Annotated in this window: 15 protein-coding genes; 8 read left to right on the top strand and 7 right to left on the bottom strand. The window is 51.2% G+C overall.

Annotation, left to right across the window (positions count from 1 at the left end; all coding sequences use genetic code 11):
* Positions 1–4 precede the first annotated feature (4 nt).
* Positions 5–1,111: a 2-keto-3-deoxygluconate permease gene (locus AC5W2J_RS04500; protein WP_496058297.1), complete on the bottom strand. Its 1,107-nt coding sequence runs from the start codon at positions 1,109–1,111 to the stop codon at positions 5–7.
* 224 nt (positions 1,112–1,335) lie between these two features.
* On the opposite strand from AC5W2J_RS04500, the gene AC5W2J_RS04495 reads away from it, so the two are divergent.
* The 8 genes from AC5W2J_RS04495 to AC5W2J_RS04460 all read left to right on the top strand — a co-directional run bounded on the left by AC5W2J_RS04495 (position 1,336) and on the right by AC5W2J_RS04460 (position 10,583).
* Positions 1,336–3,057, top strand: a complete 1,722-nt coding sequence (locus tag AC5W2J_RS04495) for a sigma-54-dependent Fis family transcriptional regulator (protein ID WP_496058296.1) — start codon at positions 1,336–1,338, stop codon at positions 3,055–3,057.
* A 146-nt stretch (positions 3,058–3,203) separates the two neighbouring features.
* Complete coding sequence (locus AC5W2J_RS04490; RefSeq protein ID WP_496058295.1) at positions 3,204–5,150, top strand: aconitate hydratase; 1,947 nt, start codon at positions 3,204–3,206, stop codon at positions 5,148–5,150.
* A 71-nt stretch (positions 5,151–5,221) separates the two neighbouring features.
* Positions 5,222–5,686, top strand: coding sequence for a nucleoside deaminase (locus tag AC5W2J_RS04485; RefSeq protein WP_496058294.1), 465 nt, complete (start codon positions 5,222–5,224; stop codon positions 5,684–5,686).
* A gap of 71 nt (positions 5,687–5,757) precedes the next feature.
* Positions 5,758–5,970: an acetyl-CoA carboxylase biotin carboxyl carrier protein subunit gene (locus AC5W2J_RS04480; RefSeq protein ID WP_496058293.1), complete on the top strand. Its 213-nt coding sequence runs from the start codon at positions 5,758–5,760 to the stop codon at positions 5,968–5,970.
* Positions 5,971–5,983: 13 nt separating this feature from the next.
* On the top strand, positions 5,984–6,766 hold the full coding sequence (locus AC5W2J_RS04475; RefSeq protein ID WP_496058292.1) for an enoyl-CoA hydratase: 783 nt from the start codon (positions 5,984–5,986) through the stop codon (positions 6,764–6,766).
* A gap of 42 nt (positions 6,767–6,808) precedes the next feature.
* Positions 6,809–7,951, top strand: a complete 1,143-nt coding sequence (locus tag AC5W2J_RS04470) for an acyl-CoA dehydrogenase family protein (protein WP_496058291.1) — start codon at positions 6,809–6,811, stop codon at positions 7,949–7,951.
* 22 nt (positions 7,952–7,973) lie between these two features.
* Entirely contained in the window at positions 7,974–9,497 is a 1,524-nt protein-coding gene (locus AC5W2J_RS04465) for an acyl-CoA carboxylase subunit beta (protein ID WP_496058290.1), read from the top strand.
* A gap of 48 nt (positions 9,498–9,545) precedes the next feature.
* Positions 9,546–10,583, top strand: a complete 1,038-nt coding sequence (locus AC5W2J_RS04460) for a WD40/YVTN/BNR-like repeat-containing protein (RefSeq protein WP_496058289.1) — start codon at positions 9,546–9,548, stop codon at positions 10,581–10,583.
* A 940-nt stretch (positions 10,584–11,523) separates the two neighbouring features.
* Here AC5W2J_RS04460 and AC5W2J_RS04455 read toward each other — a convergent pair.
* From AC5W2J_RS04455 to AC5W2J_RS04430, 6 genes are all read right to left on the bottom strand, one after another.
* Positions 11,524–12,540 carry a CNNM domain-containing protein gene (locus AC5W2J_RS04455; RefSeq protein WP_496058288.1) on the bottom strand — a complete coding sequence of 339 codons (1,017 nt, stop codon included), beginning with the start codon at positions 12,538–12,540 and terminating at the stop codon, positions 11,524–11,526.
* Entirely contained in the window at positions 12,533–13,939 is a 1,407-nt protein-coding gene (locus AC5W2J_RS04450) for a hemolysin family protein (RefSeq protein ID WP_496058287.1), read from the bottom strand. Before AC5W2J_RS04450 ends, AC5W2J_RS04455 begins: the two co-directional genes overlap by 8 nt.
* Before the next feature lie 454 nt (positions 13,940–14,393).
* Positions 14,394–14,900 carry a metal-dependent hydrolase gene (locus tag AC5W2J_RS04445; protein ID WP_496058286.1) on the bottom strand — a complete coding sequence of 169 codons (507 nt, stop codon included), beginning with the start codon at positions 14,898–14,900 and terminating at the stop codon, positions 14,394–14,396.
* Between the two features lie 33 nt (positions 14,901–14,933).
* Complete coding sequence (parC, locus tag AC5W2J_RS04440; protein WP_496058285.1) at positions 14,934–17,372, bottom strand: DNA topoisomerase IV subunit A; 2,439 nt, start codon at positions 17,370–17,372, stop codon at positions 14,934–14,936.
* A complete protein-coding gene (gene parE, locus AC5W2J_RS04435; protein ID WP_496058284.1) occupies positions 17,369–19,345 on the bottom strand; it encodes a DNA topoisomerase IV subunit B in 1,977 nt (658 codons plus the stop codon). Before parE ends, parC begins: the two co-directional genes overlap by 4 nt.
* Positions 19,346–19,510: 165 nt before the next feature.
* The gene (locus AC5W2J_RS04430) at positions 19,511–19,924 is read right to left on the bottom strand and encodes a CoA-binding protein (RefSeq protein WP_496058283.1); all 414 of its coding nucleotides are present in this window, start codon (positions 19,922–19,924) and stop codon (positions 19,511–19,513) included.
* Between the last annotated feature and the right edge of the window lie 23 nt (positions 19,925–19,947).

Genomic DNA, 19,947 nt, shown 5'->3' with positions numbered 1-19,947 from the left:
GCTGCTATTTGGTTTCGTCACTGCCGCCTGTTTCAAAATCCTCTTTTGTTCCGATAATGCCGCGTCTGCGCTGATACCGGTCAATAAGGATAACGGCTATTGGACAAAGAATCGCAGTCACGATAACAGAAATCGAAATCTGGGCCGTAGCGAGGCTGGCCAGGTTCTGGTAGGCATCGGCATCGGCCTGGCTCATCGCACCGCTGGCAGCAGAGGTAGCGGCAGCTGCTGCAATCGCCGCCGGGGTCCCGACCGCGTTTCCGGCTGTCGAGGCTTCGGCCACTGGGGCAATATAGCTTCTTTCTTTAAACAGCTTAAACACTAAAATCCCGCCCAGGCCGGTAAGGATGGTTGTCATCAGGCCGAGGGCTATACCTGCTCCGACGACTTCCGGGTTAAAGAAGAGCGCGAAGTTCATGCCGGCGCCAAGGGCAAAGGCGAAAAACGGTACGGGAAGAATCTCTCCCGGGCGTAGAAAATCCCGGATATCTTCATCAAGGTTTCCTAAAATCATACCGATCGCAATCGGCAGCAGCACAGCAAGGAACGTGGCAAATGGGAACGTGGCACCAAGCAGGCCGAGAGACATCATCGTAAAGAAAGGACCGTCGTTGATGGACAGAACAGCGACGCCGCCTACGTCAGAGCGGTTACCGTACTGACTCGTAAGAGCTGCGTACATGCCGCCGTTGCCGTTAGTCATGGCAGCGATAATCGCAACCGTGGACAGGCCAAGGATGCCGCTCATCGGATCAAAAAAGAAACCGAAAGCAAGACCAATTAACAGGCCGACTAAGTATTTACTGGATGTGAGCAGAACGCCTTTTTTTAATGCCTTGCCGCCAATTTTTAAGTTCATCTGGGAACCGGCACAAAAGAGAAACAAAGCAATCAGGACGAGCGCTCCGTCTTTAAAGAGCTCCTGGGAAAAGCCACCAATGCGGAGAAACTCGTATGTGCCTTCCTCCGTTTCGGGTGCGCCGATAAACTGAAGGAATTGAACGACAAATCCTAACTGCAGCTGGTCAATCGTATTTAAAAAAGCACCGAGCATCAGGGGTACAACCATTAAACCCCCCGGGACTTTCTCAATCGTCTTCTTAATTCGCATACATGCTCCTCCTTTTTAGTAAACGCTTTCAATTGTGCGGGTAAAATCGACAAGAAAGACAGAATAATCGTTTCTTGTCGATCGTTACTTTAGGAAAAAAGAGCCGGCACGAATTGACAAACGCTTTCATAAACTTATAATGATTGTTACAGCAAGCATTTAAAAATGCAACATCCAGACGATTATTGTTTAAATATGAAACACTTTTTTAAAAGGAGATGGAAATGACAGTAAAAATTGGTGTATTGGCTCCATACAGAGGATTGGAACATGTCGTGCTCGAGCAGGCGGCTTTGATCCCCGGCATTGACATAGACCTGAGTGTAACGAGAGAAGTGGATGCGCTCCGGCAGGCGGCGCTGCTCGAAGAGCGTGGCGTGGATGTAATTGTCAGCCGGGGACTGACCGCAGCAACGATTAAAGGACATACAGAAGTGCCGCTTGTGGAAATAGATGTGTCCGGATTTGATATTCTGCGGACGCTGCTGCTTGTGAAAGGCACAAAAGAACAGGCGCGGGTGATCGGTTTTCCGAGCGTCTGCAACGGGGTCAGTGAAGTCTCCAAGCTGCTGGCGTTTTCGATCCCGTACACAAAAATAAACACACCGGCTGAAACAGAGCGCGCCGTGTATGAGGCATGGGAGGAGGGGACGACGTTAATTATTGGAGATGCGGTGACAATGAGCTTTGCGGAGAAATTCGGTCTGAAAGGTATAATGATCACTTCCGGCAAGGAATCGGTCGCCCAGGCACTTCTTCAGGCCAAACAGATCGGCCGTGTGCTCTTAAAAAACAAGCAGGAAACGGCTTCCTACCAGTCCATGATGCATACGTTATCCGACGGGATTATTTTGTTTGAACATACGGGGAAAATCCGTTACATGAATCCGGCGTTTGCCCATATGTTTCAACAGCAGGACTATATACAAGATATCGAGTCGCCGGTGGACCGCCTGCTGCTGCGCTGTATTGGAAAACCATACATCCAGGAAAAAGCAGAAGTGCACGGACGGCGGGTCATTATTGAAGGCACGAGCCTCGATGTCCAGGGAAAACCCCACTATCTGGTGAAATGTATCGAGGAGAGCCGCTACGCGCTCGACCGCGTCGGCCTGTCGGTGCATCCGTTCCGGACAGGAATGATTTCGTTTACCCAGCTGAGCGAAACCGATCCGACGTTAAAAGAAATAATTGAGTACTGCAGGCGTGCAGCAGATGCGTCGGCCTTTTTACTGAGCGGGGCACCAGGAACCGGCAAAAAATCGTTGGCGTATGCGATGCATCAGCACAGACACAGCTACTCCCACGACATTTGGCAGGTAACGGTGGAAGACCGGATACCCGCTGATACGTTTATGGAGCTGGAAAGACTGCTCGGCGCTTCCAAAGGCACGTACTACATGAAAGGCTGGGAAACCCTTGCGGCCGAGCAGAAACACCGTCTCTGGGATGCGGCTGCGCATACGAGTGCGCTCGTTTTCTTTGTGACAGAACAACGGCCGGCCGAAAAGGTGCCTGCTTTTGTAAAAAACGTTACGCTTCCTCCGCTGCGGGAGCGGATCGATCACCTGGAAGATTATGCCCGCCTGTTTATTTCCTTGTCGAACGTGAAATACGGCAGGCAGGTCGTTGGAATCGGCAGCAAGCTGCTCACCTACTGGAAGAAACAGCCGTGGGAGCATAACCTCTCGGAGCTTTCCGATGCGATTGAGCAGGCCGTAGCCAACTCCACAGCCGTATATTTGGAAAAAGAAGATACGGTGGCTGTGCAGCCATCCGGTATAAAAGAAACAGTGGATTTATCCAGATCGTTGAAAGAAATTGAACTTGATATTATTATGCGGGTCGTAAAACAGGAAAACTACAACCAAAGCACCGCTGCCAAACGGCTTGGCATTAACCGTTCCACGCTGTGGCGCCGATTGAAGGAAGCGGAAGCCAACTAACGAAGACCCCCCCGGTTAAGGATAGAGGCACGGGATTGTTTTCCTGAAAACCAATTAGGGTAGGAGAGGAAGAAGAGGGATAATAATCCATCACCCTTCTACGGAATAAACTGTCTGAATATTCTATTATCAGGAGGACGAAAACAATGGGGAAAAATGTAACGCAAAAGCTGCTCGGGGACCATTTGATCTCCGGAGACATGAAGCCGGGCGAAGAAATCGGCTTAAAAATAGACCAGACGCTGACGCAGGACGCGACCGGCACGCTTGTGATGCTCGAGCTCGAAGCGATGGGGATTGACCGCGTCAAAACAGAAGTATCCGCGCAGTACGTAGACCACAACCTGATTCAGGAGGATTATAAAAATCCGGATGACCATTTGTTTCTGCAGAGCGCGGCGCAGCGGTTCGGTATTTACTACAGCAAGCCCGGCAACGGAGTAAGCCACCCGGTTCATATGCAGCGTCTCGGAAAGCCGGGCAAAACGCTGCTCGGCTCGGACAGCCATACATGTGCCGCCGGGTCCCTCGGCATGTTTGCGATGGGAGCGGGCGGTATTGAAGTCGCGATGGCCGCGGCCGGCGAACCGGTGTATGTGAAAATGCCAAAAGTATGGGGCGTGAAGCTCACGGGGCAGCTGCCGGAATGGGTAAGTGCGAAAGATATTATTCTGGAACTGCTGCGCCGTCACGGGGTGAAAGGCGGCGTGGGCAGCGTCATTGAATACTACGGGCCCGCGCTTGACGGATTAACCGCTATGGACCGGCACGTGATTGCAAACATGGGAGCGGAGCTGGGAGCGACGACGTCTGTGTTTCCGTCCGACGAGCAGGTCCGCCACTTCCTGGAGATGGAAGAGCGGGGAGGCGATTGGATCGAGCTGTTGGCCGACGAGGATGCGGTTTATGACAAACACGAGGAAATCAATCTGTCCGAGCTGGAGCCGATGATTGCCAGACCGTCGAGCCCCGGCAACGTTGTGCCTGTCCGCGAAGCGGCCGGTGAGCCTATTTATCAGTCTTACATCGGGTCTTCTGCCAATCCGGGCTACCGTGACTTTGCGATAGTGGCCCAAATGATGAAAGGACGCTCGATCGCAGCCGGCGTATCGCTTGATATTAACCCATCGTCCCGGGAGACACTCTCTGACTTGATCAACACGGGCAACCTGTCTCATTTAATCGATGCAGGGGCACGGCTTCATCAGGCTGGCTGCAACGGCTGTATTGGTATGGGCCAGGCGCCCGCTTCCGGAAAGAACAGCCTCCGCACCGTGCCGCGGAATTTCCCGGGCCGTTCGGGCACGCTCGACGACCGCGTGTTTTTATGCAGTCCGGAAACAGCGGCCGCCTCGGCACTTACCGGAAAAATTACCGATCCGCGGGAGCTTGATATGGACTACCCGCAGATAGACATTCCAAAGCCCGCGATCAACAATGAGCTGTTGATGCATCCCTATCCCTATGAAGAAGCAAAAGAGATCCGTTTATCCAAAGGGCCGAATATCGAAGCGATTCCGGAATTCGACAGCCTCCCGGATGAACTGGAAGTGACCGTTGGCTTCAAAACGGGAGATGACGTATCAACCGATGAAATACTGGCAGGCGGCGGCCGGGTGCTGCCATTTCGAAGCAACCTGCCGGAAATCAGCAAATTCACTTTTGAGAAACTCGACAAGACCTATTATGAACGAGCCATGGCATCGAGGGACCAGGGCGGTCACGCCATTATCGGCGGCAGCAACTACGGCCAGGGATCAAGCCGGGAGCATGCAGCGCTCGCACCAAGGTATCTCGGCCTCCGCGCCGTTATCGTAAAGGACTTTGCCCGGATTCACTGGCAGAACCTTGTGAACTTCGGCGTGGTACCGCTCACCTTTGTGAAGGAATCTGATTATGACCAGCTGGAGCAGGACGACGTCATTGTTTTTAAAAACCTGCGCCGCTCTTTGCAGGACTCAGCGGTTCTTACCGCCGAGATCAAGGGCAAATCCCTTATAGAAGTGGAACATGCTATGTCCGGCAGGCAGATTGAAATTATGCTTGAAGGCGGCATGATCAACTGGATTAAAAAAGGAGAAACGCAGCAGTAATCCATTACCACACCAGTCCGGGCTGACAACCGCGGGCTGGTGTTATTTTTTAACAAAAAGGAGAGGCTTTCATGACACATCAACGATACATACAAAGAGCCGCAGAGCTTGCAGAAGAAAGCATACAGGAAGGAGGAGGCCCCTTTGGCGCCGTCGTCGTGAAACAGGGGATTGAGGTAGGAACAGGAAAAAACATGGTAACAAAAAACAGGAATCCGACCGCGCATGCCGAAATAGTAGCTATACAGGAAGCCTGCCGGCAGCTGGGTGATTTTAAGCTTGAAGGCTGCATCCTGTACAGCAGCTGTGAACCTTGTCCGATGTGTTTTGGCGCCGTTTACTGGGCCGGACTGGAGGCGGTGTACTACGCGATGACCCGGAGCGATGCCGCAGAAGCCGGATTTGATGATGCCCATATTTACGAGGAACTAAACCGGGAGGCGGCCGGTCGATCCATTCCTTTCATCCGACTCACACAAGAAAGCGGGGCTCCTTTTCAAACATGGCAGCAAAAACTGCACAAGACGAGGTACTAGCGACGGAGAAGCAGCCGCAAATCCATTTTTGAAAGCGCTTTATTTAAACTCGTATACACAGGAGGCCAGCGATGAAACAAGTTAAAGCAGAAATGTCAGGAAGCATCTGGAAAATCACCACAGCGGTCGGAGAAGACATCGCCAAGGGGCAGGAAATTGCGGTACTGGAGTCCATGAAGATGGAAATACCGATGGAATCGACAGAAAACGGCAAGGTGCATTCGATTCATAAAAAAGAAGGCGACTTTGTGGAGGAAGGCGATATTATTATCGAGCTTGAATAAGGAGGAAGGCAGAGTGCCGGAACTAGTGAACTGGACCATCAATCAAAGCGGAACGGCAACGATAACGCTCCAGCGCCCGGAAGCGGCCAATGCCTTATCGATCGAGCTTCTGCATGCGCTTGCCCGGGGGATAGACGAACTTTCCACTGATCCGGGCGTGCGGTGTGTCGTACTGACCGGAGCAGGTACCAAAGCATTCTGCGCCGGAGCGGATCTGAAGGAACGGGCCCGAATGACTCCGGCGGAAACAAAAGACGTGGTGGCGCTTATCGGAGCGGTCGTCGCCCGGCTGGCGGGTATGCCGCAGCCGACGCTTGCAGCACTGAATGGAAGTGCCTTTGGCGGCGGCCTGGAGCTTGCTTTAGCCTGTGACATCCGGATTGCGGCCGATCACATCAAAACCGGTCTCACAGAAACCGCTCTTGGTATTATCCCGGGGGCGGGAGGCACACAGCGACTGCCGCGCCTCATCGGCACAGCCAAAGCGAAAGAACTTATCTTTACTGCCCGGAGAATAGGCGCAGACGATGCGCTGGCGCTCGGGCTGGTTGAATATGTGGTCCCTTTTGCCGGGCTGGCGGAAAAAGCAGCGGAACTTACAGACATGATCTGCCAAAACGCACCGATTGCGGTCCGGCAGGCAAAAGCCGCTGTGACGGGGGGGATGGATACCGGGATAGAGGCCGGTTTAAAGATCGAACAGCAGGCGTATGAAGCAACCCTTTTAACCGAGGACCGCCGGGAAGGGCTGAACGCGTTCCGGGAAAAGCGACCTCCTGTTTACAAAGGCAGGTAGCCCGATACCGAATCACGCGCTTTTTAGAAAGGAGGGATCCTGATGAACTTTGAGCTGACGGAAGAGCAGAAGATGGTGGCAGCTCTTGCCCGTGATTTTGCGAAGGAAGTGATTGCCCCCCGGGCGGAGGAAGTAGACGAGCAGGCCGTATTTCCGCTTGAAACGTTTCAGGAAATGGGAAAGCTCGGCCTGATGGGTATCCCGTTTCCGGAACAATACGGCGGCTCGGGAGGAGATACGATTTCCTATACGCTGGCTGTTGAAGAAATAGGCAGGGCCTGCGGCAGCACGGGACTTAGCTATGCAGCGGCCGTGTCACTCGGCGCCGCACCGATTTATTACTACGGCACTGAACAGCAGAAACAGGACTACCTGGTTCCGCTTGCCAAAGGAGAAACGCTCGGGGCATTCGGGCTGACCGAACCCAATGCCGGCTCCGATGCGGGAGGCACGAGAACAACGGCCGTACTCGAAGACGAAGAGTACCGGATTACCGGGGAAAAGTGCTGGATTACCAACGCCCAGTATGCCCGGTCGATTATAGTTACAGCCGTCACAGGCAAAGACGAACGCGGACGAAACATTATTTCTGCTATTATCGTGCCGCCGGATGCGAAAGGATTTACAATTACGAGTCCCTACAACAAGATGGGGGTCCGCGGATCCAATACGTGTGAGCTGATACTGGAGGATGTCAGGGTTCCTGCAGGGAACCTGCTGGGAGATCCGGCGAAAGGGTTTAAACAGTTTCTGCATACGCTCGACGGCGGACGGATTTCGATTGCGGCCCTTGCAGTCGGGATCGCCCGGGGTGCTTTTGACAAGGCCCTGCAGTACTCCCACGAACGCAGACAGTTTGGGGCGAAAATCTCGTCGTTTCAAGCCATTCAGTTTAAATTAGCGGATATGGCGATGGAAATTGAACTGGCGCAGAATATGGTTCGAAAAGCCGCCTGGCTGAAAGATCATAACCGGCCGTTTACGAAAGAAGCCGCCTATGCCAAGCTGTTTGCCTCAGAAATGGCGTCCAGAACGTGCAACCAGGCGCTGCAGATTCACGGCGGGTACGGCTATATGAGGGAATACGGTATTGAACGAATGCTCCGGGACACCAAACTAATGGAAATTGGCGAAGGCACATCAGAAATCCAGCGGCTTGTTATTGCCCGGCAGCTGGGATGCTGATCACCGTTAAAAGGAGGCAGTCATGAAAAGCGAGCACCAGCAAAAAGAGCAGAAAATCGAGCAGGGTGGAGCCGAGAAGTACCATACGAGCAACACCGGGAAAGGCAAGCTGTTTGTCCGGGAGCGGCTGGCGCTCCTGTTTGACGAAGGGGTGCAGATAGAAGACGGGAAATTTGCCAACTACGAAGCAGAGACCCTCCCGGCAGACGGGGTTATAACGGGTATTGGCAGAATGAACGGACGCGACGTTTGTTTTATGGCCAACGATTCCACGATCAAAGCAGGCTCATGGGGCGCCCGAACGGTGGAAAAGATTATTCGTATCCAGGAAACGGCGGATCGCCTGCGTCTGCCGATGCTGTACTTAGTAGACTCGGCCGGCGCACGGATCACCGACCAGATTGAAATGTTTCCAGGCAGGAGGGGGGCCGGCCGTATTTTTTACAATCAGGTGAAGTTATCCGGCAAAGTGCCTCAGGTCTGCCTCCTGTTCGGGCCGTCTGCTGCGGGCGGGGCGTATATCCCGGCTTTCTGTGATCTCGTGATTATGGTAAAAGGAAACGCGTCGATGTATCTCGGTTCGCCGCGGATGGCGGAAATGGTCATCGGGGAAAAAGTGAGCCTGGAAGAAATGGGCGGAGCCGAGATGCACTGTTCGGTCTCCGGATGCGGAGACGTGCTTGCCGCCGATGAAAAAGAAGCAATCGCGCAGGCCAAGGCTTATTTGGACTACTTCCCCTCTCATTACGGCACTCTGTCCCGCGATCATCCTGCCGGGGTGCAGCCGGCGCTAGCAGCATCCATTGATGAGTTGATCCCGGCCAACCAGAACGCGCCTTTTAATATGTATGACCTGCTGGAGCGGTTAGTCGACAAAGACTCGATGTTTGACGTGAAAAAAATGTTTGCTCCGGAGCTGATTACCGTGCTCGCCCGTATCGATGGAAAAGCAGTAGGAATTGTGGCCAACCAGCCGAAAGTAAAAGGTGGAGTACTGTTTCAGGATTCGGCCGATAAGGCAGCCAAGTTTATGGCGCTCTGTGATGCTTTTGGGATTCCGCTTTTGTTTCTGGCGGATATTCCGGGCTTTATGATCGGCAGCAAAGTCGAACGGGCGGGTATTATCCGGCACGGGGCCAAGATGATTGCCGCGATGGCAGAAGCGACGGTCCCTAAAATATCGGTGATTGTACGTAAAGCCTATGGCGCAGGCCTGTATGCGATGGCAGGCCCTGCCTTTGAACCGGACTGCTGTCTGGCATTCCCGCAGGCGCAGATTGCTGTCATGGGGCCGGAAGCGGCTGTTAATGCTGTATATGCCAACAAAATACAGGAACTTCCCGAAGAAGACCGGCCGGCGTTTTTAAAGGAAAAAAGGGACGAATACAAAGAAAATATTGATATTTACCGGCTGGCATCCGACCTGGTAGTCGATGCCGTGATCGAGCCGGACACCCTTCGAAACGAACTCATATCCAGGTTCAGTGTATACCAGGCCAAGCAGGTGACGTTTACAGACCGCAAACACGGCGTATATCCCGTTTAACGGGACGCTTGTCAGCCCTGTTTTAACTAAATCAAGGTGGTGAGCTGTATGGAAGTGATCTATTTTTCAGCCAGAAGAACGATGATGGAAGTAAAAAAAGCAGGTCAGGAATGGACATTAAAGGAAAAGATTACCCCTAATACGTTTTTATGTCTGGCCGCAGACCCGCATCGTCCCGGCCAGCTGTATGGAGGAACATTTAACGACGGGCTCTGGGTCAGCAGCGACAGTGGAGATACGTGGCATCCGGTCGGTTCCGGTATTACACATCAGCGGGTCATGAGTGTGGCCGTCAGCCCTACAGAAGTCAACAATGGATTCGGTGTCGTATGGGCAGGCACGGAGCCAAGCGGCTTGTTCCGGTCCGAAGATGGCGGGAATACGTGGACGGACTGTCCGTCTTTGCTGGACCTGCCGTCACGGCCGACCTGGAGTTTTCCGCCTCGTCCGCATACGCATCACGTACGCTGGATTCAGCCGGATCTCCACGATGAACATCGTATTTTTGTTGGAATTGAGCTGGGAGGCGTAATGAAAAGTGAGGATAAAGGGGGGCACTGGGAAGATAGGAAGCCAAATTCCCAGCACGACTGCCACTCGTTAGCCATGCATCCCCATGTCCCCGGGCGTATATATGAAGCGGCCGGCGGGGGATATGCCGAGAGCTTTGATGCCGGAACGACGTGGCAGACGGTTAATGACGGGCTGCGGCCGTACAGCTATCTGGTAAATGTGGCAGCAGATACCGCAAATGCCGATACGGTGATTGCATCTGCATCCAAAAGCCCTTATGAAGCATACAGCCCTGAGAAAGCAAATACCATTGTCGTACGGCGGGAAAATGGAGGTTCATGGATACCTGTAAACGAAGGCCTGCCGGACGCGGAAGGTTCAACGGTATTTGCGCTGGCTGCCCATATGTCAAAGCCGGGTGTGTTTTACGCAGTAAACAATCTCGGCATGTATACTTCAAATGATGCCGGACGAACATGGAACCAAGTTCCGTTGGCATGGCCGGACCATTTAAAAGCAAGAAGACTTCCCGGGTTTACGATTATTTCGATTTCGGATGAGACAGACGAATAGCTGTTGATGGATCAAGCCCGGATGTGCGGCATTAATTCCAATGGATTTTGTAACATACAGGATGGAATACGCACGCTGAAAAAACGATCGGAGAGTGGTGTAAGAAACGATCATTTTATCTACAAATATAAATTGCCTTTATTATAGTTTACATAATATATATTATCGGAAGTTAAATAAAAAGCCTTCTTTCCAGTCTCATTTGTTAAGTAAACTACTATTAATGAGACGGAACGTAAAAATATTGAGGTATTTACATCATATATTATACATAACTTTGCCGTGCTGTTTATCATTTTTAATCATAATTTCTTCGTTTTCAGCGCGTGCTGTTCAACTAAATCCGGCTGACGGCCTGTTTCTTTTTATTCGTTTGCTCTCGCGCCGGACCTTCATGCAGATTTCCACTAGGTTTTGTTTGCAGTTTACCCAGACGGTTCTATTCATGGAATGAACGTTTTCCATAGTAAATGTTTTAACCTTTTCCTATCTAGATCCATTTATTACAATTTGGATATAACATTTTATAAGTTTTATATGCTGCCTTTGTAAATGCTGCTCTATTTATTATGCATACCAGCTGGAATCGCTGCTATTATGCTTTCACACGCCGTTTCTCTATAAAAACACGCGTTGTACATCGCTCTCACGTCAACTAACGGCGCCCGACGGTCCACCAATCTCCTGTCGTTTGCTCTCACAGCGCCTCAAGTCATTTTAATCTGCTGGGTTTTTCTGTAAATGCAAAACGAAAAATAACTGTCAAACAAAATATGCCTTGAAAAAGCCGGACTTCCTACTCTAAATAAGTTCGGCTTTTTCATTTTTCAAATTGTTAAATACATGGTATATCAAATAAAGGTGTTAAGAACATTCGATCCTGAGCATATTACAAAAGGCCGTACTTTCTTTCTTCCCCTTCGAAAACATAGACAGCAGGCTATTGTTCACTTATGCGGGGAAGCACTTTGTTCAGGGCGTCGTTAATGGTGACAACCCCCAGGAATTCGGAGCCATCCATGACCACCGCCAGCTGCTCACTGGACCGCCGCATGTTTGTAAGAGCTTCATGCAGGAGTGTCTCGGACTGCAGAACGAACGCCGGGCGAGCAAGCTCCCTGGCCGGACGGTCTGCCGGCTCGAGCAGCGTATCGCGCACATGAACGACCCCAGGAGTCGTCTCTTCTTCGGCCATGATGAGGATGCGTTTATGACCGGACTGTTCTGTAGCCCTTTGGACATCATAGGCGGTAGCATCTGATGCTACCGTTGTGGGAAAGCTTTGTTTTGGAATCAAATCAGCGACCTGCATGGTTTCCAGATCAAGCGCGCCTGAAATCGGCGTGCGCATGGAGGCATCGAGTGCACCGACGTTAGCCGAGTGTTCTACGAGATAGCGGATCGTCGCCGCATCCTGCCCCCCAATCGCGGCCGTATCGACTGGTTCGACGCCTGAAGCTTTCACGAGACGATTGGCAATGCCGTTGACCCATATCAACAAGGGTCGGAATAGCCAGATAAAGAGGCGTGCAGGTAAACCGATCAGAATAGCCGAGGCCTCAGGATTAGCGATAGCCCATGATTTCGGTGCCATTTCGCCAATAACGAGATGCAGGAACGTTACAATCAGCAGGGATAAGACGAAAGAAGTTCCGTCCGCCAGCCAGTATGGAATTCCTGTCTCCGTAAAGACAGGGGAAAACCAGGCATCGACAGCCGGTTTGGTCACCGCACCAAGAGCGAACGTACACACCGTGATTCCCAGCTGGGCCCCGGCAAGCATGATGGTAAGTTCATTCACCGACCGCAGGGCAGCACGGGCCCCGCGGCTGGTTACCGCGGCCTCTTCAAGCCGGTGCCGCCGGGCTCCAAGAAGGGCAAATTCAATAATGACGAAGAACGCGCTTAGTGTAATGATAACTGTCGTCACGATTAGAATAATCCAGGGGTTAGTCATTGTTCCCCCTCCTGAGTGTAGCCGACGTTGATACTGATTCTGTATGGACTTCCGATTCATCCAGTGTCAGGTAGATTAAAGTAGGAACCCGTCTGTCTACTTCAATTATTTTCGCTTGTAAGTAGCGGCGAACCGGTTCATCATGTACAAGATCAGCTGGATCTTCTGGTAACTTAACCCTGATCGTTTCATCAATGGCGGGGAGGGTACCACAATAAGCAATAAGCATTCCAGCTATTGTTTCATAGTCGCCGCGCGGCAGTTGATAACCGATTTCGCGTTCGGCCTCATCGACATGAATATCTCCGCCCATCTGCCAGGCTCCCTCCTTATCAGACTCAACGACCATTGGTAGTTCATCGTCGTGTTCATCGGAGATTTCACCGACTACCTCTTCAGCCAAATCTTCTAAGGTTAGAATGCCGGTAAATCCGCCATACTCATCAATGACACAAGCGAGGGCATTCTGCGAATGGAGCATTTGTGCTCGTGCCTCCGGCAGAGACATCACGGTAGGAAGGACCAGCGGTTGTTTCATAATCGCAGAAACCGGGGCCTCGTCAGCCAAAGGCGAGGCTAACACATCGACGAGATGCACCACCCCGACTGGTTCGTCCTCGGTATTAATAACCGGGTAGCGGGTGTGTGCCTTAGCCATCAAGGACCGTACCTCAGCGATCGTGATTTCCGGTCCAACGGTGTCCGCGCGCGAGTGCGGTATCATCGCATGTTCAACATCGCGCTGCGGAAAGTCAAGAATGCGATCAAGTATGATAGACAGCTCTTTTGGCAAATCCCCGCTTTCGCGGGAATCGGCCACAATGTGCTCCAGGTCGCGTGCGGTTGCACTGCTATCAAGGTCATGAACCGGCTCGATTCGTAACAACCGCAGGAACGCATTGGCTGACTTGTCAAAAATCGTAATCAACCACCCGAAAACAATAAGATAAATATTCGTTGAACGAGCAAGTTTCCGGGCTAACGGTTCAGGGTTAGCAATCGCGAGGTTCTTGGGGTACAACTCCCCAAAGATCATCTGAACAACCGTCGATACAGCCAAAGCCAGTATGGTACCAACCGAAATGCCAACTGCGGCAGGCACCCCAACCCCACCGAGCAGGATGCCCAAACTTTGTCCGACAAGCGGTTCAGCCACGTACCCGACAAGCAGACCCGTAACCGTAATACCCAGTTGAGCGCCGGAAAGCATAAACGATGTCCGCCGTGTAACCTCTAATGCACGTTTGGCTGCACTATCACCACCATCAGCTAATGCACCCAGCCGTGAACGATCGACAGACATATAGGCAAACTCCTGCGCAACGAAATACCCATTGGCGGCGATGATAGCAAGAATTACGATAATGCCGAGAAGTAAAGTGAGCGTAGCGATTAACATAAGCCATCAACCCCGTGATCATTGCAATTATACTGTTCGCAATGTTCTGAATTCTTAGAAGGTGAAGTGCCCCTGCATGAGAGTGGATCATCACTTTCGTAATTCATTGTTTGCTTTTCCGGTTGTATTGACGTACATGCCATACTCATTATTTTCCTCCATTGTGTATAGAACACACTTTTTTTAATAATACATAAAACTGGATATAAAAACAAGATACAAACTATGTACTGGTTTCATTCCCATGTCGTGCAGAATTCTTTTTTAAAGACCACCACCTCTTCCTTATTCGTATGCCCTCCCACCTTAATGAACGTTATAATCCACTTTCAGCCAACTAATGCCGGCCCACCAATCTCCTGTCGTTTGCTCTCACAGCGCCTCAACTCATTTTAATCTATAGACAATAAACAACCCCCGGCAGCCATAGATATGGTTACCGGGGGTTGCTCTGCTATCCAATGATCTGCCATATGCCGCTTACAAAAAAGAAACTTAACAGCATAAAGATTAGAAATTCTCCTGGTTTAGACCCCGTCAGTTTCCCGAATGGAAACCGCACGTTGTACCGCACCGGGAAAAACAAATGAACGCCTTTGGGTGTCAGCATATCAAGTAAAATGTGACTGATCACGCCGGCTGTAATGCCTACCTGCATGACCGTTCCTGTTAATCCCGGAATCAGCCCCGTTAGAATAAACACTATTGCTGTTCCAACAAGGCTGTGCGTTAACGTGCGGTGGCCAACCAGCTTAAATACAATATAGGACGTTGCTTTCAAACGCCGCCCCATCCAGGAATTCGGCTGGCAGATGTCCGGCAGCAGTCCGCCGAACATCAAGGACCCGATGAAAACGGCCGCCTGCACCATGTCCTGTTCGACTGCCTGGGGTGCCCCGTTAAAATAGATTGCTGCAGATCCTGCAGCGAGGGCGCCTGCGGTGTGTGTTGCTGCTCTCATGATGTCCGCCCCACTCTTGTTTACATAATAATGTTATGGTTTACTAGCTAATTTATGCTCTATAGGAGTCCATACATATTTTACTTTTCCCTGCTTTTTCTCATCAATGACAAAGGATCCGCTGCTGTACCGATCGCTTTTCCGGAATCGTTTCAAATTCTCAGTATGGGTGACGCCTTTATCGGTCCGAAGCACAATGTCCTGATCGCCGGACGCCGTCTTGTAAAGACCGATAATCCGATGGGGGTTCGATTTGAGCTCACGAATCATTACAAGGCCTCTTGTGGCCCGTTTTGCCGGTTCAAAGTCCCCGGCGCTCATTTTCTTAACGGCCCCACGCTGGGTGACAAGAACAAGTGCCGTGTTATCTGTTACAGGGAGCGCGTTGACCACTTCATCCCCCTCTTTTAGATTGATGCCTTTCACCCCGGCGGCCTGTTTGCCGACAACGGGAATATCTTCGATTGGAAAGCGTAAGCCGTAGCCGAAGGAACTGGCTAAAAATAGATCGGTTTCTATTTCCAGCTCCAGTACTGCTGTTACCTGATCGCCGTCTTTAAGCTTCACTGCAGTCAGTGCTTTAGAGTAACGCTGGGCTTTGTACACATTCAGCGGCGTTTTTTTGACAAGTCCCTGCTTGGTAATAAACAGCAGTTTGTTTGTCGTATCAAACGTACGGATCGGCAGGGCTTTAATCAGTTCGTCGCCCGCCTCCAGCTGCACCAGGTTACCGATGTGCTGGCCGTTGTCTTTCCAGCGGATCTCGGAAAGCTGGTGAACCGGCATATAGATATACTGACCGCGCTTTGTAAACAGCAGCAGCGTGTCTGTTGTGTTCATTTCCTTGAAATACAGCAGCTCATCGGTTTCTTTCATGCCGGGCTTATCTTCTTTAGAAGCCGAATAGGATCGAATGCTCGTCCGTTTGACATACCCTTCCTGCGTGGCTGTAATAATAACGTCTTCGGAAGGAATCATTCCTTCCATGTCCACTACCAGCTCTTGGATATGTTCTTCAATTTTAGTAAGGCGCTCATCGTTATACAGCTTACGAATCCGCGTTAGTTCTTTTTTAATCACATCCATCAGCTTTTTGTCGCTCTTTAGTATGCCTTCAAGACGGGTGATCTCTTTGCGGAGTGCTTCTGCTTCTTTTTCAAGCGTTACAATGTCGGTATTGGTTAAACGGTACAGCTGCAGGCTCACGATTGCTTCAGCCTGCTCGGGTGTAAAGGAATATTTTTCTTCCAGATTCCGTTTAGCATCTGCCTTGTCGTTGGACTCCCGTATGGCTGCGATGACTTCATCGAGAATCGAAATGGCTTTAATCAGGCCTTCAACGATATGCTGGCGCTTGACCGCTTTATCGAGCTCATGGCGGGACCGGTTTGTAACCACTTCGCGCTGATGGCCGATATAGGCGGATAGAAGCGGTTTAAGTCCCATAAGCTGCGGCGTCTGGTTGTAGATGGCTACCATATTGAAATGATAGGCAATCTGCAGATCGGTCGCCTTGTATAAAAAAGTCAGCACGTTTTCGGGATCGGCTTCTTTTTTTAGTTCTACTACAATCCGCAGACCGGTCCGATCGGTGTCGTCCCGTACTTCGGCAATACCGTCAATCTTTTTATCAAAGCGGATTTCATCCATTTTTTTAACCAGGTTTGATTTGACCACATCATAAGGAATTTCGGTAATCACGATCTGCTTGCGTCCTCCGCGGAGCTCTTGAATGTCCGCATTGGCACGCAGCATTACTTTGCCTTTACCGGTTTCATATGCACTGCGGATGCCTTCAAGCCCCTGAATTGTGCCTCCGGTCGGGAAATCCGGCCCTTTCAGCACGGTCATCAGCTCGTCAACACCGGCTTCCGGTTTATCAATCATCATTAAGGCCGCGTCAATCACTTCGCCGAGCTGATGCGGAGGAATGTCGGTGGCATACCCTGCGCTGATCCCGGTGGAGCCGTTCACAAGCAGGTTCGGGTACATTGCCGGCAGCACAACCGGCTCTTCCTGGGAATCATCAAAGTTCGGAATATATTCAACCGTGCTTTTTTCAATATCGCGCAGCAGTTCTGCTGAAAGCGCGGACAGGCGTGCCTCGGTATAACGCATCGCGGCAGGCGGGTCTCCGTCCACCGAACCGTTGTTACCGTGCATCTGCACGAGCGCATTGCGGACTTTCCAATCCTGGCTCATCCGTACCATCGCTTCGTACACAGAGCTGTCTCCATGCGGGTGGTAGTTACCGATTACGTTACCTACCGTTTTGGCGGCTTTACGAAACGGTTTTTCAAACGTATTGCCTTCGTGGTACATCGCATACAAAATCCGGCGCTGCACCGGCTTTAAGCCGTCGCGGGCATCAGGCAGGGCCCGCTCCTGGATAATATATTTGCTGTAGCGGCCGAAACGGTCGCCGATAACATCTTCAAGCGGTAAGTCTAAAAACTTCTCTGTATGCGTCATTCGTATTCATCCTCCAGGTGAAGGTTTTCGTTTTCCAGAATGTTGCTGTCTTCCTCCAGCCCAAAGGCTACATTCGATTCAATCCACTTCCGGCGGGGTTCTACTTTATCGCCCATCAGTACGCTGACGCGTTTATCGGCACGGGCGAGGTCTTCAATCGTCACCCGGATCAACGTGCGTGATTCCGGGTTCATTGTCGTTTCCCACAGCTGGGTGGCATCCATTTCCCCGAGACCCTTGTAGCGCTGAATGATATAGCCTTTGCCGATTTTTTTCATCGCTTCCTGCATGCCTTCTTCATCCCAGGCATATTCTGTTTTTTCTTTTTTGCCGGAGCCTTTGCTTACCTTGTACAGCGGCGGCAGGGCGATGTACACCTTCCCGGAGGAAATCAGCTCCCGCATGTACCGGTAAAAGAACGTCAGCAGCAGCACCTGAATGTGGGCCCCGTCCGTATCGGCATCGGTCATAATGACAACTTTATCGTAGTTGCGCTCTTCGAGAACAAAATCAGCACCGACTCCCGCCCCGAGAGCATAAATAATCGTGCGGATTTCTTCGTTTTTCATAATATCGTCTATGCGGGCTTTTTCCGTATTGATGACTTTGCCGCGCAGAGGCAGCACCGCCTGGAATTTCCGGTCCCGTCCCTGCTTGGCCGAACCACCGGCAGAATCACCCTCGACAAGGTACAGCTCATTGCGGTCTGGATTTTTAGACTGGGCCGGGGTCAGCTTGCCGCTGAGAAGCACGTCTTTTTTCCGGTTTTTCTTGCCGTTTCTGGCTTCTTCTCTGGCCCGGCGCGCCGCTTCTCTTGCCTGGGACGCCTTGACGGCCTTTTTAATCAGCATCTGGCTGACAGTTGGGTTTTCTTCAAAAAAGTAGGTCAGTTTCTCCGCCAGTACCTGCTCTACGGCAGAACGGGCGTCAGGTGTACCGAGCTTGCTTTTTGTCTGGCCTTCAAACTGGAGCTTTTCCTCCGGCACCCGGATCGAAATCACCGATGTAAAGCCTTCACGGATATCCGAGCCGTCGAGGTTTTTGTCTTTTTCTTTTAACAGGCCGGTCTTTCTTGCGTATTCATTCACAATCCGGGTCAGCGCCGATCTTGCTCCGGACTCATGGGTCCCCCCGTCTCTTGTGCGGACATTGTTTACAAAAGAAAGCGTTGTTTCAGTGTAGGCGTCGTTGAATTGAAACGCGGTCTCCACTTCAATATCCTGGTTCACGCCTTCAAAAAAGACGACCGGATGAAGCGTTTCCTTGTCTTCGTTCAAATATTCCACAAAAGCTTTAATGCCTGTATCAAACGAAAACGTATCGGTCACAACTTCCTTCTGGCGTTCATCGCGGATACCGATCGTTACTCCGCCCAAAAGAAACGCCGCTTCTCTTAAGCGTTCAGCTAACGTGTCATACTGAAACACCGTATGGTTAAAAATCGATGGATCCGGCTTAAACCGGATCGTCGTGCCTGTTTTTTTTGTGGGTCCTTTTTTTACAAGGCCGGTCACCGGCTTGCCGCCGTCCCGGAACGACTGCTGAAAGCTCTCGCCGTTGCGGTCAATCATCACGTCGAGTGATTCAGACAAAGCATTCACAACAGAAGCCCCTACGCCATGGAGCCCTCCGCTCGTCGCATAGCCGCCCTGGCCGAACTTACCGCCGGCATGAAGCACGGTAAGGATGACTTCCGGCGTTGGCTTGCCGGTTTGATGCATTCCGGTCGGCATGCCTCTTCCGGCGTCAGACACGCTGACGCTGTTATCTTTATGCAGAACGACCTGAATGTCTTTGCCGAATCCGGCCAGTGCTTCGTCGACTGCGTTATCTACGATTTCAAAAACAAGATGATGAAGTCCCCGGCTATCGGTACTTCCGATATACATGCCGGGGCGTTTGCGAACCGCTTCAAGGCCTTCGAGGACCTGAATCGACTCGTCGTTATATTGGTATGTTTCCTTTGCTGCCAAAAAATCCGACTCCCTTCTCATGCAAAAACAAATATCTTTGTATAATATCTTATCATACCATACGCCTTTATACGAACGTATGTTTTATATGACACTTCCTCCATCAAAATATCACAAAAAAACAAAAAGAACCAGTTCAACTTTGAACTGGTTCCCGGAATTGTTTTAGCGTGTCATCTGGTATTCGACCTTTATGCACGAATTCATAATGACATTGGTATTTGTTTCCTTTAAAATATCCGTCACCTCTGGATGGGATACGCCGAGCTGGGCCCAGAAGGTGCCGGCGTTAATCTCGAGCGCGTCGCGGGCAACATCGGGAAGAAACTCACTGCGGCGGAATACGTTCACAATGTCTACCGGTCCGTCAATATCCTGCAGGCGCTTCACGGCTTTGACGCCAAGCACCTCATCGACGGTCGGGTTCACCGGGATAATCTCATATCCGGCCTGCTGCATCTGGCTGCTCACCTGATAGGATGTGCGCGAGGGGTTGTCAGACAGCCCCACCACTGCAATGCGTTTGCTCGTATCCAGTATCTGTTTTATTTTCTGCTGGTTCGGGTTCTTGTGTGCCATTGTATCTCTCCTTTAACATCAGG

Source organism: Sinobaca sp. SA16-1 (assembly GCF_059510515.1).
Note: the sequence above shows the minus strand (reverse complement) of the source record. Positions and strands in the feature narration are given on the sequence as shown.